The organism is Halalkalibacter oceani (assembly GCF_023715605.1).
Taxonomy (GTDB): domain Bacteria; phylum Bacillota; class Bacilli; order Bacillales; family Bacillaceae_D; genus Halalkalibacter; species Halalkalibacter oceani.
Genome location: NZ_JAMBOL010000018.1, coordinates 13476 through 40263, shown reverse-complemented (window position 1 = coordinate 40263; position 26788 = coordinate 13476). Strand labels below are relative to the sequence as shown.

Genomic DNA, 26788 nt, shown 5'->3' with positions numbered 1-26788 from the left:
TAAGCAAGCACTCTTATTCAGCTCTTTATCTTTTCTTACAAAACACTTATACAACGCCCGTTTCCCATGAAATGCCCGTTCATGAAAAAGAAAATATTTGCACTTCGCAGACATTTAGAACTATGCCAAAAGGATCATTTTATCTTTCTGATTGATAAAGCCGCTTTCAATCGACAAATATTGAATGGAAGTTATAGTAAGTTACTTGTAATATAAAAATTAAAATTATTTAGGAAGAAGGAGGGAATGTCATGATTCGAGCAATCGTTGTTGAGGATGAAGAACTCTCTCGCCAAAGATTGGTCCGAAATTTAGAGGAAGTAGATGTTACTGTTGTCGCTTCATTTTCCAGCGGTGAGAAAATGATGAAGGAATTAGCGATGATCGATTTCGATGTCGCCTTTTTGGATATTGAAATGCCAATGATAAACGGGTTAGAGTTATCCAGCGAAATACAAAAGTGGAAGCCGACCGTTCAAATTGTGTTTGTCACCGGCTATACAGATTATGCCGTAGCTGCTTTTGAACAAGATACGGTCGATTACATACTAAAACCGATCCTGCGGCACCGTTTAGAGAAAACGATAGCGAGAGTGAAGAAAAAGCTGGAACAGACTAATAGCCTCTCCGTTCCTCCAAAGGTAATGGAGAATGCGCCGTTACAAATCAACTGCTTTCATCATTTCTCTGTAAAAATCTACAATACACCGGTCAAATGGAAAACATTGAAGGTTAAAGAGTTATTCGCTTATCTGTTTATGCACCTTAACACTCCTGTACACCGGGACACAATTATTGACCAGCTGTGGACTAACCATGAATATCGGAAAGCAAAAATCCAGCTGCATACCTCTCTGACCTATTTAAGAAAATTGCTTGCTACGATCGGAACTGAAGAGAGTATTACTTTTTCGAGCCAGTATTATCAGCTGTCTCTCGCAAATTATCAATGCGATGCTGATACTTTTGAACATACACTTGACACCTGTCATGCAGTCAATCATGAAACGATTAACACCATTGAGAAGACGCTTGAGCTTTACACCGGGGGCTATCTCGAGCAGGAGGGGTATGAATGGGCTCACGCCAAGGCGAGCTATTTACATGAACGAATGATCGTGCAGCTCGACAGACTGGCCAGCTATTTTGAAGAAGCCGGGCTATCCTCCTCGCAGATCAAATACCTTCATTGGCTGCAAAGGCTGAGTCCGTACGCTGAACATGTCGTGCAAAAATTGATGATCGCGTATACGAAAGCCGGTTCCCGAGCGAAGGCGCTCCAAGTGTATGAACACTTTAAAGCTACCATTCTTAACGACATCGGCCTGGAGCCGGAAGAAAAAACGCAAAGGCTGTATGCGCGTATCCAGCATGGTCAATGAGTGCTTCCATGGAAATACCACCAGAAGGCTACTCGCTCACATTCTAAAAAAGAAGACTGATTTACATAACGAACTTGCAGGCAGATCATCCAAGCTTTTTTCTCCTGCTCATTTGTTGAAATCGTTTTCAAAAGGATTCATACGAAAAGCATCCCGGAAGGCCTCGGCCCTGGGATGCTTTTCAACTTTCTTATTGAAGTAGAGCAGGCGCTTTTCGATGCCGCGTTCCTTGCTCGTATGAGTAACCGAGTTTAAGTAATGTCGGTTCTTCAAAACGGCCAGCCAGCAATTCAACGCCAACCGGTGTTCCAACAGACGTATATCCGGCCGGAAGAGAAATCGCCGGAAAGCCGCTGAAGGCCGAGAGACGGTTATTTGCGCCAGAAGTCTGGCTTTGACCGACCATTGCCGCCGGATGTGTCGTTGTCGGATAAACAATCGCATCCAACTCATGATCGGCCATCACTTTCATAATCGATTCCTGCGTGAGCCTTGTGCGGAAAAGAACAATATCCTTATACTCTTCTTCATCCAATGATTCGCGCTCATTTCTTGCAATCAAGGAATCTCTCATTGATTCTTCAATGTCACCGGATTCGATAATATCGGTTAACGATTGATGGGCGGCGTCCGGTCCCAATTCAGCTAGATAATCATTTAATTGGAATTTGAATTCCCAGCTGCTCAAGCTTGGATACTGACTGATTTCCTCAAGATTCGGCAAGGTAATGTCAATCATTTCCGCACCGAGACGCTCCATGTCCCGGACAGCCTGCTCGACAAGGCGATTAACCTCCTCACTTTCAGCCGCATCACTAAACAGCTCGCGAGCGACGCCAATTCGCGCTCCTTGCAGGCCATCAACATCCAGATAATCAGTATAGCTAGCCGGGATTTGTCCTTTGCTCCACGCGGTCACCACATCTTTCTCATCATAGCCCGCGGTCGCATCAAGCATATGCGCCGCATCCGCGACCGTCCGCGCGAGAGGCCCGCCGACATCCTGTGTCAAGGCTAACGGAATGATGCCGTCGCGGCTCGTTAGCCCGATAGTAGGGCGGATCCCGACCAGGCTGTTAAAGGCGGCCGGAATCCGGATTGACCCGCCGGTGTCCGTCCCAAGTCCGGCAACAGCAAAGTTCGCCGCCAGCGCCGCCCCTGTTCCCCCACTTGATCCGCCGGGCAAATAATCGAGATTATACGGATTAAGCGTCTGCCCGCCGAGTGAGCTGACCGTTGTAATACCGAATGCAAATTCATGCAGATTCGCTTTCGCAATGATGATCGCCCCAGCGTCTTTCAATAGCTTAATTTGCTCGGCATCATCAAGCGGGAAGGAATCTTTTAAACATAGACAGCCGGCTGTTGTCGCCATATCTACTGTATCAAAATTATCCTTCACGACGACCGGAATCCCGTGCAGCGGGCTGCGCGGTCCGCTTACAGCGCGTTCCTGGTCCAAATCCCGCGCAATCGCTTCGGCCTCCGGGTTAATCGTAATAATCGAATTAATCGCCGGCCCTTGCTGATCATATAAGTCAATCCGCTCAAGATACATTCCGACAAGCTCTTCGGCTGTCAGCTTCCCACGATCCATCGCCGCCTGAATATCGGCAATCGTCGTTTCCTCAAGCTCAAATGGATCGAGATAGTGATAGACACGAAGAGCAAATACAGCTGCCTGGGCCCGGGTCAATGTATCGCCATAGCCAAAATGGCTTTCGCTATAGCCGGTAATGATTCCTGTCTGCTGAACCGCGCCAATATCTCCGGCATACGGACTGGAATTAGGCACGTCGCTGAAACCTTCAGCCTGCTTTTCCAATCCAAGTCCCAGATTCATATAATAAGCCGCTTCTTCCCGTGTGAGAGGTGTGGCATCGCCGATGCCAAGCGACACGTCCACTTCATGCTCTGCAAAGACGCGCGATAAAATCGTTGAAAACTGAGCAGTCGTGACTTCCTCGTTTGGCCGGTATGTTCCATCAGGATACCCGTTGACCAATTGAAGGTCATAGGCCTCCATAATATCCTGCCCCATTTGCCCCTGTATGTCGGAAAAGACATCCGTTTCCGCCAATGTCATGAGCGGACTCACGAACAGCACCGATAAAAATGAAATGACCATAAACAGTTGTTTCATCTCGTTTCGCATAGTTCCCTCCTAATTGAATTAAAGTTAAAGAGAAAAAAGCAGCTTCTTTCCACTAAAATGCGCCCAGAAAGGAATCACTGCAAGGGGCCGGGCAAAAAGGTTGTTTTGTTCCCTTTATGCCCGACCCCTTCCTTCAAAGGTCTATGGCTTTCGCTGACCATCGGACTACTAAGCTTAATATTCGTTAAAGAACCTCTGAATCTCAGCCGGGTCATCGGTTTCTGTCAGAGCAAGCATTAATAGAATACGGGCCTTTTGCGGGTTAAGAGAATCAGCCGTTAAGGCGCTTCTTTCCGAAACCGTACCATTGCCGACGCGGGTCGAGCGCACGACATGAACACCTTTTTCTGTTGCGGCTTGGGCCCCTTCCGCGCTAATGCTTGACATCGAACCATTACCTGATCCGGCGACAACAATTCCTTTTGCCCCATTTTCAACAGCGGCATCATACATATAGCGATTGTCATTCTGGTAGCCGTAAATAATATCAACCTGCGGCAATGTTGATAGATTGCTAATATCAAAGACGGTTTCCGTCGTATGCTTACGTGTTGTTTCGTTATAAAAATACGGTTTGCCGCCAACAATTCTTCCTAAATAGCCTTGCTCGGTTGAGCGGAACGTATCCAGCGCCGTCGTGTTTGTTTTCGTTACTTCCCTCGCCGCGCCGATCCGGTCGTTAAAGGTTACAAGGACGCCTCGGCCTTTCGCTTCTTCATCTCCCGCTACGAGTACAGCGTTGTAAAGATTCATCGGACCATCGGCGCTAATCGCCGTCGCCGGTCTCATTGCTCCTACGACGACAACCGGCTTCTCACTTTTGACAACGAGATTGAGGAAATAGGCTGTTTCTTCAAGCGTATCCGTACCATGAGTGACGACGATTCCATCAACTTCGTCGGTAGCCAGCAGTTCGTTGATCCGTTTGCCCAATGTAAGAAGAGTGTCATTCGTAATGTTCGGACTGCCGACACTGACGATTTGCTCGCCGCTAATGTTGGCGATCTCCTCCATCTCAGGAACCGCTTCAATCAAAGTTTCAATCGCAATCGCGCCGGCCTGGTAACCGGTCGTAGCCGTATTGGAAGGCGCGGAACCGGCAATTGTCCCTCCTGTCGCCAGAATCGCGACGTTCGGCAATTCGTTATCTGCAGTGAAGTCAAGCTCTTCAGCCGGTGCGATATATTCATACAGTCGAACCGCCAAAGCCGCCGCCTGAGCACGGGTCAGCGTGTCGCCATAGCCGAAGCGCTCCGCCGAATAGCCGGTGATCAGCCCCGTGTCGGCAATCGCGCCAATATCTCCGGCATATTCACTTTCATCCGGGACATCACGGAAGCTTTCATTTGCTGGTTCAAGCTGTAAACCAAGATTCATATAATGGGCAGCCTGCTCTCTTGTAATCGGAGTCGCATCTCCTTCTTCAAGCTCCACGCTCATTCCACTCTCTTGGAACACTCGTGAAAGAATAATCGAAAATTGACCCGTCGTTACCTTAGCTTGAGGCCGATATGTACCATCTGGAAATCCATTTACGAAATGTAACTCGTACGCTGCGATGATTTCATCCTTCAGCGCTCCTTCCACATCCGAAAAGCCCTCATTGGCTAATGTGGTCAGCGGGGTCACCGCCAGAAAAAAGAGCAACGAGATGATCATCAGCATATGTTTGCCTTTAAGCTGCATTTTTTTCCTCCTTTTTGAAATAATCACCACCCATTTTAAAATATTTCGCTAAACTAAATACATATTTTTGACAGATTTTCTAACAGAGCTTTTTTCTCACTGGTCAAAAAAAATCGTGCTACAGACAATCGCTTTCCTTAAAAAAAATGGTGGTTTGGCTCAATTTCACAAGGGCGCTCTGTTGAATTCCATTAAACAGCGTATCCAAAACGGCGTTATCCTCCTTTAAACGAAGGCGGTTTCCCCTATTTAAGAAGATGACCCTTTGTCTGTTCTTTTGTACGCTAAGACTACCGCGGAATCTTGCAGAAGCGCTTCTGAAAAAGGAAAGAGCGATGCATGATCAACCATTTGAACAACTTGTAACAGATTACGAGCCATTACTGAAAAGCTGTATTCAAAAGCTGAACCTTTACCGGGATTACGAGGAGTATTACCAAATCGGAATGATCGCCCTCTGGACCGCGTATTGCCAGTTCGATCCTGAAAAGGGAGCATTCCCTGCCTATGCGCAGAAGGTTGTCCGTGGGCATATGCTAATGTTTATGAAGAAAGAACAGCATTTCAGCGAGCGCCATTTGCTGCATGATGACGACACCACATATCGACTCGCCGATAACGATGCAGAAGAAGCGTTTGAAGCGGTCACCGCACCGCTTGAGGAGTATCTTCATCCTCTTTCAGCCCGGGAACGGCTATGGGTTTTGGAAACCTTTGTCCAGCAAAAAAAGCTCGGTCAAATTGCGACCGAGCAGGGCGTATCCCCCAATACTGTTGCGTCCTGGCGGAAACAGGCGCTAAAGAAATTGCGCGATAGGTTCAAGCCTCTCCACCGGGAGGCCGGTGCCGACGGAATGTAGACTAAAACGGGCTTAAAGGCTGGGCACAACCATTTGTCCCAGGCCCGGCACCCTCTTTCTTTTAGTAGTTTTTCGGCTTGTGCCGTAAGGACCTTGCCTGGAAATATCCGAGGCACGCCCGGCTAACTAGAAGCTGTGAGCGGAAAGAGGCATAGGAAACAGGTAAGGTCAGCTTTAATCCGGTATGAAAATGAATCGTTGTCTTTTCATCCGGGCCGGTACGATCCGGGTAAAGATCAGTGACATGGGCCGTCAAAATCCAGATGCAGTCAATATGCTCCGGTGAATGAGTCGGACTGGCAATCATACTGCCCCGCTCCTGAATGAGGATCGGGAGTTTGTATGTATGCTTCGTGACATAGGCTGCCCACTCCCTTCTGCCGGCATAGGAGGCACCATTCAGCTTGCAGGACTGCTCGATGATCCGCAAAGGAGGCTCCTTCACATAATAAACCGCTTCCATTTCAATGACCTTCGTCTGATATTCCACATCGCGGTGTGGATAGAGTGCAAGGGTCTCTTCATGAATTTCGTACGTACTCACAAAATAAGATTTCATTTTCCATTCCCCCATTTTATTATTGTTTCTTGTCAGACCTTGTCCATCGACGACGCAAAACAAAGCAACAATGTGGAAACAAAGAAACATTCCAGTGAGAACAATGCCTGCTACACCTCGTGAACAGGCAGCAACGTGTGCCATGACAGATTTGCAATCTTATCAGCAGCATGCCAGCTTACTATTTTCCTACAGCCTCCACTTCTCTCCCTTCTTCATTAGATCTTCTGTCGACCTAAAGATTTATGAAAATAATACTATTTTCTCCTAAATTATACATCTTTCTCCTTGCAGATCGCAAGTAATTTTTTCATTTTTTTGAAAATTATAGTCTGCATCCTGATCTAATAGATTGAAGAATCTTTCCCTTTTATTTACTATAAAGGAAACAAACTAAGGAGGGAGTCCTATTTCATTTACCATTTTACTGCAAATTGGGGTATCGTTGATCGTCTTTCTTTTTTCTCTATTGGCAGCGTGGTATGAAGGGAGTGAACTGTTAATCAACCCGGGAGAATGGGAGTATACGGCGATTTTCACCCAGCTTTTGACCGGCGGCCGGATAGAGGATGCGGGTGAGATTTTGGTGATTGATCATTTTGTCTATGCACTGAAATTCAGACCGCTGTTTCCGATCCTACTCTATTTAAGCGGACTCTATTTTGTTAGTTTGCTCGTCTATTTGTTGAGCAAACGCACAAAGGCTTTTTGCTATTATTTATTTGGCGCGGCAGCAATCAATCTGGCGTTATCCCTGCTATTCATCGGCTCTTCGACGGATGGGGTGCGAGCCTTTCTGAATGTGATGTGGCTGGTGACGCTCACAAGCTCGCTTCTCGCTGCTTATTTGCTGCGCAAAACAGGGGTTATCGCAAAAGGCTGATGCTTAGCCTTTCGCGATAACCCCTAAAGCCTTTCCGCCTACGTTTCACTAACCGCTTCAAGACGGGCGAGCCGTCGTTTATAGACAACCTTCGAGATCGAAATGCTCATTTCATAGAGCAGAGCGAGAGGCGCGAGCACGATCAAGGCGGAAATCAAATCAGGCGGGGTGACGAGCGTCGCCAATAATGTCAGCACGAAGTAGGCGATTTTGCGTGTCTTCGCCAGCCGCGCCGGGTTCAGCAGGCCGAGTCGTGTCAACAAAATGATCAGGATCGGAATTTCAAACAGAAGCCCGATCGGTATCGTTAAATTGAACAAAAAGCCGAAGTACCTTTCGGCTGTGTACATCATCACGAGATGATCCTCCGCCAGCGTTTGCAAGAATGCTAACACGCTCGGGAACAAAATAAAATAACCAAATAAAATGCCGATGATAAAAAATAAAAACACAGCCGGAATGTAAACACCGACGATACCCTTTTCTTCGGCTGTAATCGCTGGTTCCACGAATTTCCAAAGCTGATAGAGAATCAGCGGCGTCGTGATAATCAACGCGCACGAGCCGGCAAGCGTGAAGTAAATCCACAGAATGTCACTCGGTCCGAGAATCGCCAGCTGCTGACCAGCCGTTTCGACAATCCAATCATACACGTTAGGAACGAAAGCGAAGGCACCGGCAAAAGAGAGAACAAAAAAAACAAGGATAATAATCAGACGTTTTCTCAGCTCTCCCAAATGCTCCTCCAGCCTGAGCTCTTCCATACACACACTCCCTTTCCCCGTTCACCATGTAAAAATAAGGCAGAGACCGGCCAAAGGTTGTTTATCGTTTGCCCAGTCCCTAAGCAATGAGGAGGCTGCTGAAAAAGGACGGATTTTCACTTTTTCAGCAGCTTTCGCATTCTCACAACTGGCTTTTGACGGATGAAGCTATCGCCAACAGGGCAAAGCTCGTTTTATCTCATCCTCACCGCCTCTTTTTTCTCAAACCATTACTGCTTTTTTTCGGCGCTTTGCAGCTCAGTCGGTTCCTTTTCAGGTTCACCGGACACGAGCTCTCTCGTCGCGCTCTTAAACTCTGTTAACGTTCGCCCGAAAGCCCGGCCGATTTCCGGCAATTTTGACGGACCAAAAATCACGAGGGCAATGATTAAAAGCAGAATCAAACCTGGTATTCCAATATTTTGAAGGAACATATCCTTTCACTCCTCTCTTTTTTCCGTGCCTTATTTAAACGCAACATCCGCTTCTATTTCAATCAGCCAGTCTGAATTCACCAGGCTGCTCACCCCTACCGTTGACCGGGCTACTTTCGGTGTATTCTCCGTATCAAAATACTCGGCATAAGCGTCAAACCATCCCTGATAGTCAAACTCGTTTCCTTTCATCGGATCAGGTGTAATATAGACTCGTAAATAGGTAACATCGGCCAGTGACAGTCCTTTTTCCTCCAGGTCGACTTTAAACTTTTCTAAAATCGACATGGCCTGTGTTTTCGTGTCGCCGTACCGCTCATACAAGGTTGCCCCTTCGCTGTTAATCGCGCTTGGGACTGTGCCGCTAAAGGAAAGAACATTGTAATCGCTTGGAATCGCGACAGAGCTTGAGATCGAAGAAGAAGGGTTTCCAAAAAAAGTCACCTCGGAAAGCTCTTCAATCGCCTGTTTATCACTATTCGCCCCTACTAAGGAACCTATTAGAAAGCTTGTCCCGATAAAACAGGAGGCCAGTGTCATTTTCAACGTTTTTTTCATCTTTACTCATCATCCTCCAGTCATTTTCAAATTAAGCCGATACCGGTTCTTCTTTCATGACTTGTTCGTGAATTTCAGTGACCACTTTGCGTGCCGATTCAAATGCACCTGCCATCCAGCCGGTATAATAGCTTAAGTGCTCCCCTGCCAAATAAACGCGTCCTTGAGGTCTGTTCAAGATTGGGTAATAGTTCTGCAAATCCGACTCGGAATAGGAAGCCCATCCGCCTTCATTGTACCGGATCTTATGCCACGCTAGAGAGAATCCGGTTTCAAACTCCGCGGCGTACTGAGGATGAATCTTCGTCCCTTGTGCCAGCGCGTGTGCCTGGCGCTCGGCTAATGACATATTGCCCAGCGCCACCGCATTATTTCCGAAGTTATAATAGCCGACCAAAATTCCTTTTTGCGCGAGGAAGTCCGAAGACGGATACCAGATTTGGTTAATATCCATATTCGTCGTCGTGATTCCGCCATAAATGCGATCTTCGTTTTCCCAAAAGCGGCTCTTAAATTGCAGGCCGATTTTTCCGGTCGTCGCATAGCCGATCTGGTTCATCGCATTTTTCATTTCCGCGCTGAAGTCAGCCGGGATTTTTTTCAAAACCGGAAGTGGAATCGTACAGATACAATAATCTCCTGACATCGACTGGGTTCCACCAGATCCGGTGGTGTAGACGATTCGCACTCCGCCATTTGTCTGGCGGATTTCGCGGACGATCGCTCCGAATGTGATCTTACCCGGAAGCTTCCTCTCAAGCGCTTTCGGAATTTGATCCATCCCGCCAATTGGCTGGAACATCATCATCTGCTGGTTAAAGCTGTATTCTGAACTGAAATTGTTCATCATGCCTGATTGAAGTAAATCAGTAAATGAGTGCAGCTGTCCTAACGTGCCCGGCTGATCCCCGGCTCCCGGAAGCTCTGCGTAACCGCGAGCACTTGAGCCTTGATAAGTATAATCGGATGATAGTCCGCCTTCTCTCCTTAAGTATTCTAGCAACCGCTCTGCATCCTCACTTGTCAAAGGATCGTCAAGCGCCGATTGATTGACCGCTTTGGCGAGCAACTCCGCCACATACCCGCGCCCGTCCGCCTTCACTTCATATTTTCTGTAACGTTGATTAGACAGTGCGCCGGCATTCTCCTGATAATAGAAAGCATGCTCGTTTCCATTCGAGAATACTTCCAACGGAACACCAAGCTCCTTACAGTAATCCATCGTCACATGGTGCTGAGGAATCCGCGCCGGTCCGGCATTAAAATAGTGCCCCGGATCATAAGTCGCTGTTTGCATCTCACCGTTGATTTCCTGCTCCCGGGTGCCCCGGCGCACTGTCCAATTTCGTCCACCGGTACGCTGACGGGCTTCAAGGATATGGCAGTCATAGCCGGCTTTCCCAAGCTCATAGGCTGCCGTCATTCCAGCAATCCCCGCTCCTAAGATGAGAATCCTCTTCCCATTTCTACCAGTAAGGGCTAAATCTCCTTGAGTGGGAGGCTGAAAGGAACTTGCTGAAGCTGATGTTGATAAAAGCCCAAGTGACTCCATCGCTCCAAATACTGCTACTGCTCCTCCAACCTTTCCAACCCGGTTTAGAAAGTCTCTTCGTGTCATGCCGCGTTTCTGTTCCAAATTAACCCTCCTCTTGTTAGTAGATTCATCATCAGTATAATTTGATCTTTTCTGAATATTTTTTATTTTGTGATATAATTTTACAGACTTTTTTGAAAATTGGTTCCGCTATTCTAACCTGACGATGATGAAAACCCGCGCCATGACAATAAGAAAGCCGTCCAGCAGCTTTTCTGAAAACGCCGGTCAAAGCTGCCCTCCGTCCCTATACCACTTTTCCCCCAAAAAAAACTAGCTTTGAACCTATTGGCAATGGCTTCACACGCCACAAGCCCGTTGTGAGAAACCCACTCACAACGGGCTTTAAAAGATCGTGGCGGTTCCGCTCATTGCTTAGAGGCTGGGGCAAAAGGTAAAAAACAACCTTTTGCCCCAGCCTCTTTCATTCATTTACAATATTAGTTAACATCGACAGTAACCACAGTCGTAATTAACGCATTGTTCGCACCACTGCGGTTAAGACGAAGAACGATGGAGCCTTCCGTACCAGCAGCAAAGCCGCTTTCTAATTCTGCATCACCTAAGAAGATGTCACCATCTTCATCAGTATAGAATCCGGCATCGCTCACGTTCACAGAGAACGCGCTGATTGTCGCGACACTTACTGTCTCATTGTCATCACTTAGGCTAATGACTAACTCATTGTTATCACTAACCGCGTAAGTCACTTCAGCCTCTCCTCTTTCACCTGAGAAAGTAAGAGAATCAATGATGTCTTCAACAGCTAACGCTTCTGTTGATGTAATGTCAAGACCATCAACGAATGATGCTCCAGCAAGCGCAGGTGTTGTGTCAGCGACTGTCACTTCTGTCTCATAACGAACGATTGATCCTTCTTTCACTTGAACCGTTGCCGTACCTTCAGCAACAGCTTCCACCGTGAAGCGACCATCCGTTGAATCAGCGGCCGGTGTGCCTCCTACTTCAAGCACGTCCTCATTTGAAGATTCAATCGTATAACGACCTTCCGCATTGAAGTTATGACCGCCGATCTTCAAGCCTGATTCATTGTACTCGTTAAGAACAAGTTCAAGTGTATTGTTATCGGCATTGAACGGATTCACATCGACTTCTACATCTCTGGATGGATTGACAAGCTCAATCGAGCGGCTGGCAACCTCAAGGTCTGCATCAACAGTTACATCAAGGGAAGCCAAAACATCTCCTGCTTCATTGACGATTTCCAATGTGCCAGTCCCTTCGTTGGCGCTATCTGCGCTTACATCCACGACAACTTTTCCTTCACGGTCTGTACCGTCAGCAGGATCATAGGCAGCTGTTAGAATCGTTTCCTCATCGCTGTTTTCAACAGCTTCAATCGATTCAGCAAATCCTTTTACCGCATCGCCAAACTGGTCTCTTACCGTTAAAGCGAAGTTATCAGTGCCGTTGATAACAAGACCGATTTCATCCTTGGAAACTTCAGCTTCTGTCGCTTCTCTTTCCTCAGAGGTCACAGTCGCTTCAACTTCATAGTCAACGCCGCCAGCTGTAATCGTGAATGTCACGTCTCCATCAGAAATTGGCGTAATCACGCCATCCTCGTCAATTAAGGCAACCGTCTGATCGGAAGAAGAGAATTCAAATACGCGCTCTCCACCTTCCACGTGATCGGCAGCTAAGCGAGTTGTTTCACCATCGCGGTATTCAACAGCAATATCAGCAAGGCTGATGTTATCATCAGATGTACTGATCACGCCACTTTCGCTGTTGACATCATCATTGAAAAGAATGTCTGCGCCGTCAATTGACACAATCGATGTTGCGAAGCTTTCAACGCTCACAGTTGTCACGTCAGACGTCAGTTCGAAGTCATTCTCTCCTGTTACTCTTACTTGATAGTCGAAAGATTCACCTGCTTGCAGGCTCGCTGCATCAAGCTCTCCCGTACGTGCATCAGCAACTACATCATCATTTGAAGCAAGGAATTCAAACTCATAGCCCATATCTTCGAGATAAGCCATTGGCAGAGCTTCACCGTTCACTGAGAATGTTAAGAACTGCTCTTCTGCTTCCGCATCGACAGTTGTTGTTGTTCCAACAATTTCTTCGATTTCAAGCGCCTCAACAGTAAATTCCGCTTCAGCTGTCAGCGCCTCTTCATCTTCGCCGACTGTAACACGGGCGACATAATTACCTAGTGGAAGCTGGCTGAAATCAGCCGCAGCGACACCTGCTTCAACTGGAACAGACTCAGAATAAACAGCTTCTTCATCTGTAGCGCCATCTTCGAAAATTTCAATTGTAGCACCTAGACCTGCAGTTGCACCAGCTACTTCAACGCTTACGTTTGTTACGCCTGAGTTGCTTGTTGTCACTTGAACGTCACCGAGGCTTAGCTCTTCATCTTCTTCGTAACCAATACGCTCACTTGGTACCTCTGTACGGTGTATGAACGCAGCTGATTCAGCGCGAAGCACCGTTGCGCCCGGATCAAAGGTTCCGTTTGTCCGACCGCCAACAATTCCAAGATTAACAAGCGTTTCAACTGCTCCTTCATACCAAGAACCAGCTACAACGTCCGGGAACGTCGTGTTGTTTCCTGTTCCTTCTTCCGCTTCAAGCATATACGCAGCCTTTACCATAACCGCGAATTCAGCACGCGTGACAGTAGCATTCGGGCGGAAAGATCCATCCGGGAAGCCGTTCAGAATGCCGCGTTCTACTAACGCTGCGACTGGAGCTGTGTACCATACACCGTTCTTTGTATCTGTGAAATTAAGGGTTGCGTTTGCATCTGTACCAATCTCAAGTGAGTCGGCGATCATTTTTGCAGCTTCTGCACGAGTCAACGTTCCTAATGGACGAAGTGTACCGTCTGTATAGCCGCCAAGAACTCCTTTGTCAACCAAATAATTTACATTATCATAATACCAAGCATTTTCATCAACATCAGAGAACTGACTGGCGTCTGCGCTTACAGTCAATGGAGAGACAACCGGCGCAGCAATCGTGGCCACCATAGCCGTCGCGATTCCTGTCGCCATATACTTACGGTACGCTTTAGAGTGCTTGTTCATCGAAAATAATTCCTCCTTATTAGTAAGAAAATAATCAAAGTGACAGTGACTCCGTTCCGATCCAGCATCCAATCCTGATCAGCATTCCCAATAGAATTCACTGACCCCCTTCATTCATCTACCATAAATTCTCGTCTCGTAAACTACTTTTGTTCACTTTTTGAGAATTTCAGATTATTTTATGTATTTTGTCTCTACTTTCCCAAAAATAATTGGCGATGAAATGAATGTAAAAGACAAGCTCAGTTCGAAGTACATGTTCATCTTAGATTTATTAAACCTTTTATTCAATCGTGCATTGATGGAAGACTCACTAAAGGTTAGCGAGATTGAGAGATTTATCCTTAATCTGGTCAATAATACTAATCACCCTTCCTGCAAAACAAAAAGAGCAGAATCGAAAGGCTTATGCCTTTTCACCTGCTCTTTTCTCCATTACCTCTTTACAAACACAACATCATCGTCCTTATTTAAGAAGACGGTGACCCGGCGTCCTTCAAGCTCTTCCGCTATTTTTAAGTCAAAATCATAGAGGCGTTCATCCCGTTGAGCCCAGTAATAACCGTCATATTCATAGAAGTCATCGTCAATGTCGACACCGTCTGCAAAGACAGCGTCAATTCTGCCTGTAAGGAGGTTTGTACACACTTCCACCACCTTGTCGCTGCTGTTGAATAGGAGGAGGTCACCTTGCTTCACCTCTTCCGCGCTAATTGTTTTATGACCTTTAACAATGACATCATAATCGGCTAAATCGATTTCATCATGCAAGCCGCGGACCGTCGTGCCTTCAAGCCCTTCGATATAGATAAACTCATCCAGCTTAAATTGGTTGATAAATTTGCTGTTCTTTTTAACATCCTTGGCCTCATTCGTCAATTTGTAAAGAGTCAGTTCCCCTAAGCTGTTGTGCCAAATATCAGCTTCCCGATTAAAGGCATCCACAAAATCGATTTCTATCTCCGCAGGCACCTCTAGTGTGATTTTTTGCCCATTTCCATAGGAAATGCTGATCTCTCTGTCCGTCACATCGACTTCCGTTATTTTAGCTTTAGGAATGCGAAGATACTCGTTGCGATAATAATGATACGTGCTCGTTTCTCCTGCCACGGTATATTGAATTGTGTAATCTGCCACAGCGAGCAGTCCCGCTCCTTTAAACAGCGTGACGAGCGCTTTTCGGCCGTCTTCCATTAGCTCGATGCTCTCGACGCCATGCTTTTGCCCGGAGGCTGTATGAAAAATAGAAAATTGCGATTTATCAACCGAATGAACCGGCTCGCTAAAGGTCAGTTCAAGAAACCGTCCATCTGAGCTTAATGCTTCGACCTCAACAATGTCAGCCGCTGCTTCCTTTGGCGTTATTATGGTCTCACTTTTCCTTTCATTTGCCCGATGAATGAGCACAGCCGCCTGGGCCCATGTTAGCGGCTCATCCGGCTTATAAAGATCGGGTGTTACCCCTGATACCATTCCTTCTGACACAAGCCCCGCTATGTAGTCTGCCGCCCAATGGGAATCAGTCAGATCAGAAAAAGGCAGCTCCTTCCCACTTGGCTCAATTTGATAGGCCAGTGAAAGAACCTTGGCTATTTCAGCCCGCGTCAGGCTATCTTCGGGGCGAAAGCTTCCATCCGGATACCCGTTCATCATTTGGGCAGCAGTGACAGCCCGGACGGCTTCCACATCATGTTTTTCCTCTTCAACATCAGGAAAGGAATAAGCAGACAGCTCCTCCTCAAGTGGTAAGGCACGCATGATGAGCGATGCAAATTCAGCACGCGTAATCTCAGCATCGGCGATAAACTGCCCCGGTTTAAGAATACCTCGTTCCGTTAACTCCTCCACCTCAGTCGAATACCAGCTTTCCCCCGAGACAGGAGCAACGGTTGTGACAATAAAAGCGATTACGAAAAAGAATACAATAAGACCAGACCTTTTAGCTTTATCGTGTTTCACAGCTCTCCATTTCCTCCTTTTCATTGATATAGATAATCATTATCACCGAAAAACAAACAAAAAAAGAAACTCCTTTGAGTTTAATCCTCCTTTCTCCCTACAAATAACTGATAACGATTATCATTACTAATTATGATAAACTGTGTAATTTCATTTGTCAAAGGATAATTGATAATCATTTTCAATAAATAGCCTGCTGTTTTTCGCATAATCGTCTTTTCTTTGGTCATTACTAATAACACAACTTGAAAAAGGAGCCACCTTTTATGTCGAATTACCATAAAAAGCTTTTAGTTCTTATTTGGATGGGGGTTGGCAGTACATTACTCACCTGCCTATTCAGTACCATTTTGATTCTTTCATCCCGCCGCATACTTTCTAAATTAAATCAGCTTGCAACGATTCCATTACAGGGGAGATGATTCCATGCCGATTCATGCAGTCGAAGCCTTAACAAAAGTTCTACATAGCTTATACGACGATGATAGTAAACCACCTATACATGTGGGAGAGGTGATGACTTGCTGGACGTATTTAGCCTTGTTAGAAGAAACCGTGGTGCTTGAACAAATTTGCTTAAATACGACAGAAGATACCGAACTGCAGGAGCTTCTTAAAAAGATTCAAAGCAAGTGCAGTGATCAAGTGACAACACTAAAAAAGTTCCTGCAACAGGAAGGCGTCCCACTTCCGCCAGCCTCTGAACAAAAGCCGGACTCTGACCCACGAGCCATCCCAGAAGGGGCAAAAATGACCGACTCGGAAATAGCCAGTGCCGTCAGCGCAAAGCTGGCTACCTCTATCACCTTATGTGCCACTGGAATCTCACAATCGGTCCGAAATGATGTCAGTATAATGCTACTGAAATTCCAAATGGAAGCGGTCAATGTATCCGCTATTTTAAAAGCATCAATGAAAAAACGCGGTTGGCTCAAGGTGCCTCCTGCATACTTTCCACCTGGATCGCCAGCAGAATAGTCACTCATCGGCAAAAAGCTCAGCCAGCATTTTCTCGCGATGCTGAAGAAAATATTTCGTTAGTTGATAATGTTCCGTTTCTTCATATCTCGTTAAAGAGATGCGGCCATCATCGAAACTGAAAATATCCGCTTCCGGATACCCTAATAAAATCGGCGAATGGGTAGCAATGATAAACTGAGCCTGCTTATTCGCCGTTAAATCACGCATAATCCTTAAAAATGTCAGCTGCCTCGCTGGTGAGAGGGCCGCCTCCGGTTCATCAAGCAAATAAATCGCCTTTCCTTTAAAACGATGGAGAAAAAGCGAGAGGAAGGACTCCCCGTGCGACTGCTGATGAAGCGAACGACCGCCATAATCTTTAAAGCCATTCTCATCAACCTCCTCAATATGAGTCGCAAACTGATAAAACGATTCCGCCCGTAAAAAGAACCCGTTTGTCAGCTTTGGCATCCACGACAGACGGATATGTTCACTTAACGACGCCTCCGCCGCATGCACCTCATAAAAATTGTTTCGTCCCCCTCCCGCTGTATGAAAGTCACATTTATCGGCAATCGCCTCAAGCAGCGTCGATTTGCCTGACCCGTTTTCCCCGACGAAAAACGTCACGCTTTTCGTCAGCTCAAGCTCGTTCAAGCTGCTAATCGCCGGAATTGAATAAGGATAACGGTCAAATGAGGAAATGTCGTCACGCAATAAAGTTATTCTCTTTAAATACATAAATCGGTTCCTTTCGATTGATTTGGTTCCTTTATTGTAGCATGGCTATATGACATAACCCATTTGTACAAAAAAAGATATGAGCCTTCCTACATCTTCGTAGCAAGGCTCATTTCAATTGTTTCAAATTACATCCATCTTCTTATATAATCCATAAAAATAAATAAGACCTACATATATTTAAACAGGATAAAGAGCCAATATACTGGCTCTTTCAGTCTGTCGACAAAGTCTCGCAAAAGCGAGACGGTCGACAGGCTTTTTCGGTAGTCAGGGTTTAGCTCTTCGACCTCGCTCCCGGGATGGGGGGCACGCTTTCCGCAGGAGGGCGTTGAACTAACCGGCACGCCGGTGGATTTCAACCTGCCCTCTCCTCCTGCAGGAGTCGGCCCTCCCATCCCGTCCGCTTTTTCTAGTAGAATTTAATAAGGGACAGTTGGCAGGATGCCTCGGATGAAGCCGGACACTAACGGCATACAGATAGAAATAAAGATTTACACAAAGCGTCAAGAAACGATGGAACGTGTCTTTACAGATTTGAAACAAAAGCTTGGGTTGCGTTTGACAAACCTGAAAAGAGTGAAAAAAATTTGATGCAGGGGACGCTTGTTGCCATGAACCTAAAAAAGTCTGAAGGAGCCAATATTACTGGCTCTTGTTAGCTTCCTTATCTCTTTTCACTCTTTCAAAAAATGCTTTCCGTCCATATACCACCAATCATTGGCAGCTTGTTTTTTAGTGTTCTATTCTATTACTCCGATACTTCCATGGACGCCTGGATTTCCGGACTAATTTCCGTGTGAGGATAGTTAATTCGTTCTTCAAATTCTACCCAGTCAAGGTTTGCTATCATCAGCAAGTAGCGTTTACCGCTAGCAGGGTCGCTGATGATGATGTGGTCACGGCCAGCTGTTTCAATACGACCACGGTAAACCATTGCATTCCATTCGCTGTTCCCTTGGTACGTAAAGTAGAAAGTACCAACCTTACCTTTGTTGAAACGCAGGATATTTTCGATAAACGATTCTTCAATCCTGCCTGTCGGTAGCTGCTGCCCAGTTCCCATCGGAACAACCGGCACAGAATACGCAGGTCCAGAAGGTATACCCGCCTGGAGGCCGTTAAAGTTTTGCGGGGCATCGCTCCCCATCATAGTAGCTGGTTGAAAACCAGTCTGATTGCTCATTGGATAAAAACTAGAATTTCCATTATTCACGAGAAAGCCATCTCCTTTTTTCATTTATCTATAAAACTCTGGGCAGTAGCCCGGTACACCGACATAGAAGCAATGATTCTTGTGTGCAAAGTCGAACTGTGTCATAGGGGATCTTGGCATCGTAGCCGTGCAAGGCTCTCGGTATGTTTGCCCCGGACTCGGATTAAAGAACCACAAATTCATTCGGGACCGTGGGTTCCTATGACCTTGCAACAAATTTCTAGCTCTCTGGAGGTCTTCTTCAGTAGGACGCTGTGTATACAAGGCTCCATTTAAAACAGGCTCGAAGTGAGGAATTTCCGTTCCCGGTATCGTTTGATAAATAGCATGTCGGATATTACGTAAATTGGCGAAGTCCGGCTCACAGTCTGCCTCAACCCGATTGGCTACAACCGTTCCAACCATTTCCATTCCTTCGGCGCCTTCACCAATGGCCTCCGCCAGCATGAGCCTTGCTAAAGCATTCACGTCATTTTCCGTATGTTTGATTCGCCTACCCATTTTTCTCACCCCTTTTGCTTATACAGTAACTTACTGCCTGTAGCCCTTTTTCGTAGCTTGCCTATCCGCCCAAATCTTGAAAACTGCAAATAAAGTGAAACTTCCTCCGGCGGGGCTTTTCCCCACTTACTAGTAGCCCAGAAGAGTGTGCCAGCGCACTGAATGAGAGTAAGACAGATGATATATCTGAACGTTTCCTCCTGCCCCGCAGTTAATGAATCCTTTCGTACTCTATGTATGTTTGCCTATACTTGAAACGGCGAATGCCTATTTTACCCATATGAGAAAATAACCCAGCTGGTTCGGAAGTGACCTTTCGCAAAAAGAGTTGTTGCATACTTTATGGTTGAGTGCTTCAGCACGTTTTAAAACCACTTCAGGATTTTTAATCAGGCGGCGAAAAAAGACGGCGGTTCCGTTCCGCGCAAAGTAGTACCCGCGCAGACGTCACTCGCCGCCTCAATCAGCCTTTTGGCTCTATCTACCATTCTTATTTATCACGTAATATAACTGTTTTTAACGGGGCATGCCATTGGACATCAAGTGCGAACTCCTCAGAGAAGAAGCGTAACGGAACCATAAAACGATCCCCTTCAATATACGGAGCTGCATCAAGCTCTTTCGTATAGGTCTCATCCTCCGTTTTCACCTTCATCGTCCGGCTGCCCACCTCCATGTCAATCGAGGTGTTTCCTTTGCGCAGCGTTACGGTTTGCGACTGATAGGAGCTCGTATAGCCAAAAGCTTCGACAACGGCGCGGACAGGAACCATCGTCCGGCCATTTTTCAGCTCAGGCTGCGTATCAAATACAATCCGCTCCTGTCCGTAAACGACCTTGATCTCTTCATTTTGCGGAAGCTCCGGCAACTTGTACAGCGACCACCTTTTGATCAGGTTGTTTCCAGAATCAGCAATATACATATCACCGTTCTCATTTACCGCGACATCGGTCGGTTCCCTAAGCAAATTATGGCCATTCATGCCATCCCGGTCCCCGGCCAGACCTTCCCCGCTGCCAGCCAGTGTGCTCACCGTACCGTTGTGCAAATAACGGACCGCATGATTGAGACTGTCGGCAATCACAACGCCGCCATCAGCTGTTGCCGCCAGCCCTCGCGGTGCATGGAAACGGGCTGCATGCGCCTCACCGTCAGCAAAGCCTCCCCTCGCAAAAAGCTCCTGACCCCGCTCAAGCTGCCGTGCCGCTGTGACATCTCCGGCCACGGTCGTCACTTCGCCAGCCGCCAAATCAATGTAGCGAATCAGTTGATTGCCAGTATCACTTACATAGAGATTGCCAGCGTCGTCCAGCGCCAGGCCAGAAGGTTCATTAAATTTCGCTTCGGCCAGCGTCCCATCCGCATAATCACCGGCCAACAGAGGCACGCCCTCCACCACTTCGACATAACGCTCTGAAGCCGCAGTCAACGTCTCTACTTCTCCATCGACGATCCGTCTAATGAGATGGTTGCCACGGTCGGCGACATAAATCGTCCCATCGTCGGCAACAGCGACATCCGATGGATGATCAAAGCGGGCCTCCTCGCTGGCTCCGTCGCTGCTGCCGGCAACGCCATCACCAGCCACAGTCGTCACTTCCCCAGACAGAGAAATTCGCCGGATCGCATGATTATTCGTATCGGCGATGTATACTGTCCCATCCTCGGCGATCGCTATTCCTTGCGGACGCTGGAATGTCGCTTCCTCGGCCGCGCCGTCAAGCAAAGCGCCGACAGGAAGCCCATAAGCATCAACCGGCAGCCCTTCTATTCCAGCATAGATCGTCACTTGATCACCTTTTGCGAGCTTGATCAGCTGATTGCGTGTATCAGCGACAAGCAGTGATCCATCAGGAAGGAGGGCTATTCCTTGAGGCATTCTGACTCCTGCCTCAAGCAATTGACCATTTTCATGTGTATACTGCCCGCTGCCGAGATAGACGGCAACTTCTGAAAGAAGCGCACCGTCTTCGCCGTAAATCGGCTCAGCGGCAGCGATGCTTGCTCCGCCTCCCAGCCAGATTATTGTCAGGAGCAGAAAGAGTTTTATTCGCTTTATCATGTTCTCCCTACTTTCTATAAGCTATCATCAGCGGCACTAGAATTAACTTCTTCTTTAATTTGTTCAGACCCGTCGACAGAATTAAAGCTGACAATCAGCACATCTTGCATTCCTTGAAGGGTAATCAACAGCTCATTCTCCTCAATTAAATCCAGTGACACAATATCCCGAGGGGTTTCCTCATCTCCCCAATTATAAACTTTCACATCATATCGAAGACCATTCACGATTAGCTGATCATCTTCAAGCTCGACCGGTCCTGAGAAAACGATTTTTGCCGTCATTTGGTCTTCGCCTTCCTCTTCTCCAATATATAGCGTGCTTTCTTCAATAAATGTATAAGAGAACTGGCGCGTCTCACTAAACAATCGGTTCGGGTAAATGGCTCTTAAGTTTCCGTTCCAGTCTGGATAATCGATTGTGAAGTCGTCCCCCTTCTCTTCCCAAGCTCCATTTTCTGTTTGATAATAATAACGAACTTCACCTTCAAACTGAGAGATCGACTCATCTTCATAATAGATCTCCATTCCTTGATTCGGCTCGTGAATAAGACCAGACCCTGGCCAAACAGTAGGGAATTCTGCTTGATCAGCATAGAAGACACCATATATTCCGTTAATGTTTTCCACCGTCGCACTCGCGATTCCATTCTCAATCGTGGTCGGAAGATAGTTCCAGACCCCACTCTCCTGCTGATAGAAAATACCTACTTCGTCTTCATTTGCTCCATCTTCTACGATAAATTGCAGCTCGATGCCCTCTCCTGCTACTTCAAATGTCGCAAATTGAAGAACAGCACCGGCAGGAACAAGACCAGTTATTTCCCTCTCTCCTTCCGTAAATTCAAACTGTGAAACGGTCGCGAGAGTACTATCTCCATCCGGTATATAGGCTTCATTAAATCGGATCGCACCAGCAGGCAATGGAATAACCCGCTTTGCCGGATTCAGTTCAATCGGTTCTCCATACGGGACGTAGACTAAGACCTCTAGTGTCACTTCTCTTCCTAGACCAGCAATCGTGCCGGTGAGCGTGTAGTAGCCATACGTCGATGTATCAATGGCGTTATTCCACTGCACGGGTGCATTCCGAGTCGTTCCATTACTCATCATCACCTCGACTTGTGTAGGAGGAGTAAAGGTTGTACCCGCTTCAATCTTAACCGGCTCCGGCTGAATGACCTCTACAATAGTTGGTGAAGGACTGCTTCCACCGCCTCCCCCTGAACCACCACTTGGCGGACGAGATGGCGGTGGTGGTGGCGCTGACGGTTGCCGCTGCTCCCGCTCCTGCTGAGCTCGCTCCCGTTCCTCCGCGCGCAGCCGATCTGCGTCTTCAAACCGCATTCGATCTGCTTCCGGCAACTGCTCGAGGTAACGATTGAGTGCGTTATTTCTCGCTTCCTCTGCCGCCCGCTCGTTCGCTTCCTGCTGCTGACGTTGCTGCTCCTGTATTCTTTCTAACAGCTCTCTGTTCCGCTCCTCATACTGTTCCCTTTGTTGCTCGCGTCGTTCCTGCTCTTCTCTTTTTTGCTGATTCAGGCGCTCCCGTTCTTCCAGCGCCTGTCTTGCCCCTTCACCTCTAAGATCCTCCAGTGGCGGGACATTATCGAGATCAATTGGAGAAGAAGATCCTTGATTATTTATCTCCTCTATCAGCTGCTCCATACGTTCTCTATCTACCGTTCCACTTTCCAATGCTTGTTTTATAATATTCCCGACAAGGTTCTCTAGATTTCGGGAAAGTCGGTCCACTTCTTCGGGATCCGGCCCGTCTTCATCCATAGCCAACCAATCCTGACTAGCGTAGCCATTTATGATATCCTGCCTTCTCTGCTCGTTTTCCTGCTCAATTCTTTCCTTATTCTCTAACAGCATGCGGAGGGCTTCCTCTTTTATTTGATCGGGAAGCTGGTTAATATCCAACTGGCTAACTACAGCATTTCTCGCTAAAGCATTTGAATTGGTATTTATCTGCTGACCAGGATATGCTATTAATGCTGGATAATCCGTTGGTCTCAGCGACTGCGTGGTAACCACGCCCGAATAAACATAAGTAGTCGGAAGCCCCGTTACCGGATCAATCGAAATTGAAAAATGGGTTCCCCGCGCCGAAAAAGCGGCCTCCGAGTTGACAATTTCAAATGTATCGGCCGATTCATAAAGCGGTTCCACCTCTGCATAAACCGAGCCTGCCAGCATTTGCAGCCTCGTTTGTTTTACACCATTTCTTTCAGAAAGCGTTGCGGCATACAGCTCGGTATTTTCAGTCAGGACAAGCGAATCATCACGATCCATGCTGCTGATTGTTGCCGAGGAACCGTCTTCCGTACGAAGCATATCCCCTTCCTGAAAAATCGTGCCAGGATAAACCAGCACTTCTTTTGCTCCTCCCGCCTTTTGAATGAAGACATCACCAACAACGTTGTCGACGACAAAAGAACGCTCTCCTTTCCCAGCGGCAAAAGCCGGCGGCATCACACTAAAAAAAATAAGAAAAAAGACGATAGAACTAATAAGGCAACTTAAAGCACGCTTTCCCGCTTTCCCTTTCATACTTTTTACTCCTCTCGGTATTTTCGAAATCTTCTTACATTATAAAACCATTTTCTCATTTTTCCTACTCTATTTTTTTCAGATTCACCTTAAAAAACCTCTATTAAAAAGGGGAACACGATAAGGCCATACTACTGCTCATTTTATTCCAATCTATAAGCAGAATGTAAGTAGACAGTTTTATGTGTACCTCCTCTGACATTCGGATAAAATTAGCATAGAGGTCATCATCATTTTTAAGATTCTGACAGCACTACAACGATGCTTCTTTCCATCCGACAAATTCGGGCAGTCATTGACGGATCTTGCTCGTCATGAGCTGATATACTTTCATTTGAAAGGGAGGCCACTGAAAACTTTATTTTTCGTAACTCGAAGAAGAGCAATGGCTCCGCGCGTTGCGCGTCTTGCTTCGAGAAAACCACTCGTAGCAAGGCTTTCAAAACCAGGCAACGGCTCCGCTCATTACGAAAAAGCTGCTAAAAAATGAAAACCTTACTTTTTCAGCAGCTTCTTGAAAGGGAGGTTATTTGCATGAACATGCTTGAGGGGATGAACAACGCGATGCAATACATTGAGGATCATCTGACAGAGGAGATTGATGTTGAGCGCGCCGCCGCGTTTGCTTCCTGCTCGGCGTATCACTTCACGAGAATGTTCTCATCTCTCGCCGGGATCACCTTATCAGAATACATTCGGCGCCGCCGGCTGACTCTCGCCGCGTTTGAACTGCAGCATCATCAGCTCAGAGTAATTGATGTCGCGCTTACATACGGCTACAGCTCTCCTGACGCGTTCAGCCGGGCTTTTCAGACCGTTCACGGCGTGACACCATCGGAGGCGAGAAAGCTGAGCCAGCCGCTCAAGTCTTTCCCGAGAATGACCTTCCAGCTTACAATTGAAGGAGGAGAAGCAATGAATTACCGCATTGAAGAAAAAGACGCTTTCCGGATCGTCGGTCTTAAGAAGCGCGTGCCGATTGTGTTTCACGGGGTGAACCCTGAGATCGCCGCCATGTGGGCTTCGCTTGATGAACAGACAATTACTACGTTAAAGGGGCTTTCAAATCTTACTCCAGCAGGCATGATAAGCGCTTCGACCAACTTCTCAGAGGGCCGAATGCGTGAAGAGGGGGAGCTCGATCATTATATCGGCGTCGCGACAACAGCGGCTTGTCCGGACGGGCTTTCAGCGCTTGAGGTTTCCGCCTCAACATGGGCGGTATTTGAAGCAGTCGGCCCATTTCCAGAGACGTTGCAAAACATTTGGGGACGCATCTATTCGGAGTGGTTTCCAACCTCCGGCTACGAGCAGACGAAAGGCCCTGAAATTCTTTGGAATGAAGGAAAGGACACGACTTCGCCGGCATTTAAAAGTGAAATCTGGATTCCTGTGAGGAAAATTGAGTAAAACAGCTTTCAAAGCTAAGAAAGGCGACGGTTTAGTCCGATAATCCAGACTTTGCCGCCGCCTTTCGTTTATCAACGTGTTATTCTCGTTTACAATGAGCAGAGACGACCTGTAGAAGCTTCGCCTTTTGTAAATAAGGCTTCGGTGCGAGGAACGTAATCGTCACAACGCCAGGGTGGCGACCAATTTCGATCGAGCCGGTAATCGTCGCTCGGTTCATGATTTCCGGAACGGTTACACCAAATAGATCAGCCGCACGCTTTAGCCCATTGTCGGTTGCCGCATTCAACGTCGGGCCAGTGCCGAGAACAGAAATCGGCAGCGACTCTTCAAGCTCCTTCATTCCCCACTGCGCAGCGACGGCACGTGCTGATTTCAGCTCGGCTTCCGTAAACGGCTTAGCCGTATAAGGCAAATCCTCTTCATTTGGCAGAAGAATCGGCCCTTCAAGGTTTACGCCTTTCAGAATGTGCACCTGCAAATGCACGATACCGGAAACATCAGCCGTATGACCGGCAATTTCACCATCCCCCTGCATCGCGTGCATATCGCCGAGGTAAACGCCGCCGCCCGCGACTTTCACAGGACAAATCAATGTCGCGCCAGCCCGAACCCGGCTAATATCCATATGTCCGTCCGTGCGGTGCTCATCCAGTTCCTCCTGTGTCACTGCATATTCATGCGGCGCCCCGACGAGAAACGAGCCGAAATCACCGGCGTTATGCGAATCGGGCAGCGGCTTCGACGGCGTGGTGCCGAGCTGGCCTAAAAACGGCCTCATCCGAGCGACCGTGCCAACTAAATCGTGCGGCGCGAAGGTAACGATCGGATTCTGGACAGAGGCATCAGGCGTTTTCATATAGGCACGCCCATCAAGCCCGATTGTTTCTGCCGCTTCCTTTGCCAGCGTCACACCGACATCGCCGTTTTCGCTGAAACCAATCGTATAGCCATTTGTAAAAACAAACGGCGTCACATCCGCATGACAGGCTGCGCAGCGGATCGCCTCTTGTCCGATTCCTTCAATCACCGTATCAGGATAAAGCGTACCGCACTCCGGACACTGCACGGCGACGAAAGGATCGCCGAGAAAGCGGCCATCGACCGGCTGATCATTGCCCGACGCTGTCGCCAGCGATGTCACATGCATCGAATGAATCTTAATCACGATCGCGTCACCTGGCTCCGCCCCTTCAACATAGACCGGCTTCGTCACCTCATGCCCGCCGCGAATGCACGGTGTAATCATCGGTCCCCAGCAGCCGGGCGCCGTGTTGGCGATAATATGTCCTCCATCCTTAACCGGTCCTAGCATCTCTTTTTCAGGGTCCAGCACTCCATCGATAAATGAATTGACCAACAACGTCTCTGTCGCTTTCTTCATCAGACTCAGCCCCTTTTCGGAAGATTCCGTACAATGATAGCATTCGCTTCCGGGCTGCTTCTT

At 47.4% G+C, this 26788-nt stretch carries 20 protein-coding genes and 1 pseudogene; 5 read left to right on the top strand and 16 right to left on the bottom strand.

All coding sequences use genetic code 11. The features are described from left to right. The first annotated feature begins 251 nt into the window (after window positions 1-251). On the top strand, window positions 252-1382 hold the full coding sequence (locus M3202_RS16365; protein ID WP_251224372.1) for a response regulator: 1131 nt from the start codon (window positions 252-254) through the stop codon (window positions 1380-1382). A 190-nt stretch (window positions 1383-1572) separates the two neighbouring features. Here the strand turns inward: M3202_RS16365 and M3202_RS16360 are convergent, their stop codons facing one another. From M3202_RS16360 to M3202_RS22720, 3 genes and pseudogenes are all read right to left on the bottom strand, one after another. Beyond that, window positions 1573-3537: an amidase family protein gene (locus M3202_RS16360; RefSeq protein ID WP_251224371.1), complete on the bottom strand. Its 1965-nt coding sequence runs from the start codon at window positions 3535-3537 to the stop codon at window positions 1573-1575. 174 nt (window positions 3538-3711) lie between these two features. Continuing rightward, complete coding sequence (locus M3202_RS16355; RefSeq protein ID WP_432805980.1) at window positions 3712-4914, bottom strand: type II asparaginase; 1203 nt, start codon at window positions 4912-4914, stop codon at window positions 3712-3714. A 111-nt stretch (window positions 4915-5025) separates the two neighbouring features. Next, window positions 5026-5196: pseudogene (locus M3202_RS22720) on the bottom strand (S-layer homology domain-containing protein); the annotation flags it as partial. Window positions 5197-5558: 362 nt separating this feature from the next. Between M3202_RS22720 and M3202_RS16345 the strand changes: the two are divergent. Next, a complete protein-coding gene (locus M3202_RS16345) occupies window positions 5559-6083 on the top strand; it encodes a sigma-70 family RNA polymerase sigma factor (RefSeq protein WP_251224370.1) in 525 nt (174 codons plus the stop codon). A gap of 61 nt (window positions 6084-6144) precedes the next feature. Here the strand turns inward: M3202_RS16345 and M3202_RS16340 are convergent, their stop codons facing one another. Beyond that, window positions 6145-6642 carry a competence protein ComK gene (locus M3202_RS16340; protein ID WP_251224369.1) on the bottom strand — a complete coding sequence of 166 codons (498 nt, stop codon included), beginning with the start codon at window positions 6640-6642 and terminating at the stop codon, window positions 6145-6147. 409 nt (window positions 6643-7051) lie between these two features. Between M3202_RS16340 and M3202_RS16335 the strand changes: the two genes are divergently transcribed. Continuing rightward, on the top strand, window positions 7052-7525 hold the full coding sequence (locus M3202_RS16335; protein ID WP_349775630.1) for a DUF4306 domain-containing protein: 474 nt from the start codon (window positions 7052-7054) through the stop codon (window positions 7523-7525). Between the two features lie 38 nt (window positions 7526-7563). Here the strand turns inward: M3202_RS16335 and tatC are convergent, their stop codons facing one another. The 6 genes from tatC to M3202_RS16305 form a co-directional block, all read right to left on the bottom strand. Beyond that, window positions 7564-8289: a twin-arginine translocase subunit TatC gene (gene tatC / locus M3202_RS16330; protein ID WP_251224367.1), complete on the bottom strand. Its 726-nt coding sequence runs from the start codon at window positions 8287-8289 to the stop codon at window positions 7564-7566. A 230-nt stretch (window positions 8290-8519) separates the two neighbouring features. Continuing rightward, the gene (tatA, locus tag M3202_RS16325; RefSeq protein ID WP_251224366.1) at window positions 8520-8723 is read right to left on the bottom strand and encodes a twin-arginine translocase TatA/TatE family subunit; all 204 of its coding nucleotides are present in this window, start codon (window positions 8721-8723) and stop codon (window positions 8520-8522) included. 30 nt (window positions 8724-8753) lie between these two features. Continuing rightward, window positions 8754-9281: a Rid family hydrolase gene (locus M3202_RS16320; RefSeq protein ID WP_251224365.1), complete on the bottom strand. Its 528-nt coding sequence runs from the start codon at window positions 9279-9281 to the stop codon at window positions 8754-8756. A 31-nt stretch (window positions 9282-9312) separates the two neighbouring features. Continuing rightward, window positions 9313-10917, bottom strand: coding sequence for a flavin monoamine oxidase family protein (locus tag M3202_RS16315; protein WP_349775628.1), 1605 nt, complete (start codon window positions 10915-10917; stop codon window positions 9313-9315). 398 nt (window positions 10918-11315) lie between these two features. After that, on the bottom strand, window positions 11316-13937 hold the full coding sequence (locus M3202_RS16310; protein WP_251224364.1) for an S-layer homology domain-containing protein: 2622 nt from the start codon (window positions 13935-13937) through the stop codon (window positions 11316-11318). A gap of 435 nt (window positions 13938-14372) precedes the next feature. Continuing rightward, on the bottom strand, window positions 14373-15896 hold the full coding sequence (locus M3202_RS16305) for an S-layer homology domain-containing protein (protein WP_251224363.1): 1524 nt from the start codon (window positions 15894-15896) through the stop codon (window positions 14373-14375). 426 nt (window positions 15897-16322) lie between these two features. Here M3202_RS16305 and M3202_RS16300 point away from each other — a divergent pair, with 426 nt between their 5' ends. Further along, a complete protein-coding gene (locus M3202_RS16300) occupies window positions 16323-16874 on the top strand; it encodes a DUF3231 family protein (RefSeq protein WP_251224362.1) in 552 nt (183 codons plus the stop codon). On the opposite strand, the gene M3202_RS16295 is transcribed toward M3202_RS16300, so the two are convergent. From M3202_RS16295 to M3202_RS16270, 5 genes are all read right to left on the bottom strand, one after another. Further along, window positions 16875-17597 carry an AAA family ATPase gene (locus tag M3202_RS16295; protein ID WP_251224361.1) on the bottom strand — a complete coding sequence of 241 codons (723 nt, stop codon included), beginning with the start codon at window positions 17595-17597 and terminating at the stop codon, window positions 16875-16877. A 751-nt stretch (window positions 17598-18348) separates the two neighbouring features. Beyond that, on the bottom strand, window positions 18349-18813 hold the full coding sequence (gene gerQ / locus M3202_RS16285) for a spore coat protein GerQ (protein WP_251224360.1): 465 nt from the start codon (window positions 18811-18813) through the stop codon (window positions 18349-18351). 24 nt (window positions 18814-18837) lie between these two features. Then, entirely contained in the window at window positions 18838-19314 is a 477-nt protein-coding gene (locus M3202_RS16280; protein WP_251224359.1) for a cell wall hydrolase, read from the bottom strand. A 490-nt stretch (window positions 19315-19804) separates the two neighbouring features. Continuing rightward, complete coding sequence (locus M3202_RS16275; protein ID WP_251224358.1) at window positions 19805-21376, bottom strand: stalk domain-containing protein; 1572 nt, start codon at window positions 21374-21376, stop codon at window positions 19805-19807. 14 nt (window positions 21377-21390) lie between these two features. After that, window positions 21391-23931, bottom strand: a complete 2541-nt coding sequence (locus M3202_RS16270) for an Ig-like domain-containing protein (protein WP_251224357.1) — start codon at window positions 23929-23931, stop codon at window positions 21391-21393. 534 nt (window positions 23932-24465) lie between these two features. Here M3202_RS16270 and M3202_RS16265 point away from each other — a divergent pair. Beyond that, window positions 24466-25341, top strand: a complete 876-nt coding sequence (locus M3202_RS16265; protein WP_251224356.1) for an AraC family transcriptional regulator — start codon at window positions 24466-24468, stop codon at window positions 25339-25341. Between the two features lie 79 nt (window positions 25342-25420). Here the strand turns inward: M3202_RS16265 and M3202_RS16260 are convergent, their stop codons facing one another. After that, window positions 25421-26725, bottom strand: coding sequence for an acetamidase/formamidase family protein (locus tag M3202_RS16260; RefSeq protein WP_251224355.1), 1305 nt, complete (start codon window positions 26723-26725; stop codon window positions 25421-25423). Window positions 26726-26788 lie beyond the last annotated feature (63 nt).

Excerpts from the sequence above, each read along its gene's own strand:
- M3202_RS16270 (WP_251224357.1), bottom strand. The coding sequence starts at position 23,931 with ATGAAAGGGAAAGCGGGAAAGCGTGCTTTAAGTTGCCTTATTAGTTCT.
- M3202_RS16295 (WP_251224361.1), bottom strand. The coding sequence starts at position 17,597 with ATGTATTTAAAGAGAATAACTTTATTGCGTGACGACATTTCCTCATTT.
- M3202_RS16365 (WP_251224372.1), top strand. The coding sequence starts at position 252 with ATGATTCGAGCAATCGTTGTTGAGGATGAAGAACTCTCTCGCCAAAGA.
- M3202_RS16260 (WP_251224355.1), bottom strand. The coding sequence starts at position 26,725 with ATGAAGAAAGCGACAGAGACGTTGTTGGTCAATTCATTTATCGATGGA.
- M3202_RS16340 (WP_251224369.1), bottom strand. The coding sequence starts at position 6,642 with ATGAAATCTTATTTTGTGAGTACGTACGAAATTCATGAAGAGACCCTT.
- tatA (WP_251224366.1), bottom strand. The coding sequence starts at position 8,723 with ATGTTCCTTCAAAATATTGGAATACCAGGTTTGATTCTGCTTTTAATC.
- M3202_RS16300 (WP_251224362.1), top strand. The coding sequence starts at position 16,323 with ATGCCGATTCATGCAGTCGAAGCCTTAACAAAAGTTCTACATAGCTTA.
- M3202_RS16310 (WP_251224364.1), bottom strand. The coding sequence starts at position 13,937 with ATGAACAAGCACTCTAAAGCGTACCGTAAGTATATGGCGACAGGAATC.
- M3202_RS16275 (WP_251224358.1), bottom strand. The coding sequence starts at position 21,376 with ATGATAAAGCGAATAAAACTCTTTCTGCTCCTGACAATAATCTGGCTG.
- M3202_RS16345 (WP_251224370.1), top strand. The coding sequence starts at position 5,559 with ATGCATGATCAACCATTTGAACAACTTGTAACAGATTACGAGCCATTA.
- M3202_RS16360 (WP_251224371.1), bottom strand. The coding sequence starts at position 3,537 with ATGCGAAACGAGATGAAACAACTGTTTATGGTCATTTCATTTTTATCG.
- M3202_RS16320 (WP_251224365.1), bottom strand. The coding sequence starts at position 9,281 with ATGAAAAAAACGTTGAAAATGACACTGGCCTCCTGTTTTATCGGGACA.
- tatC (WP_251224367.1), bottom strand. The coding sequence starts at position 8,289 with ATGGAAGAGCTCAGGCTGGAGGAGCATTTGGGAGAGCTGAGAAAACGT.
- M3202_RS16265 (WP_251224356.1), top strand. The coding sequence starts at position 24,466 with ATGAACATGCTTGAGGGGATGAACAACGCGATGCAATACATTGAGGAT.
- M3202_RS16280 (WP_251224359.1), bottom strand. The coding sequence starts at position 19,314 with ATGGGTAGGCGAATCAAACATACGGAAAATGACGTGAATGCTTTAGCA.
- M3202_RS16355 (WP_432805980.1), bottom strand. The coding sequence starts at position 4,914 with ATGAATCTTGGTTTACAGCTTGAACCAGCAAATGAAAGCTTCCGTGAT.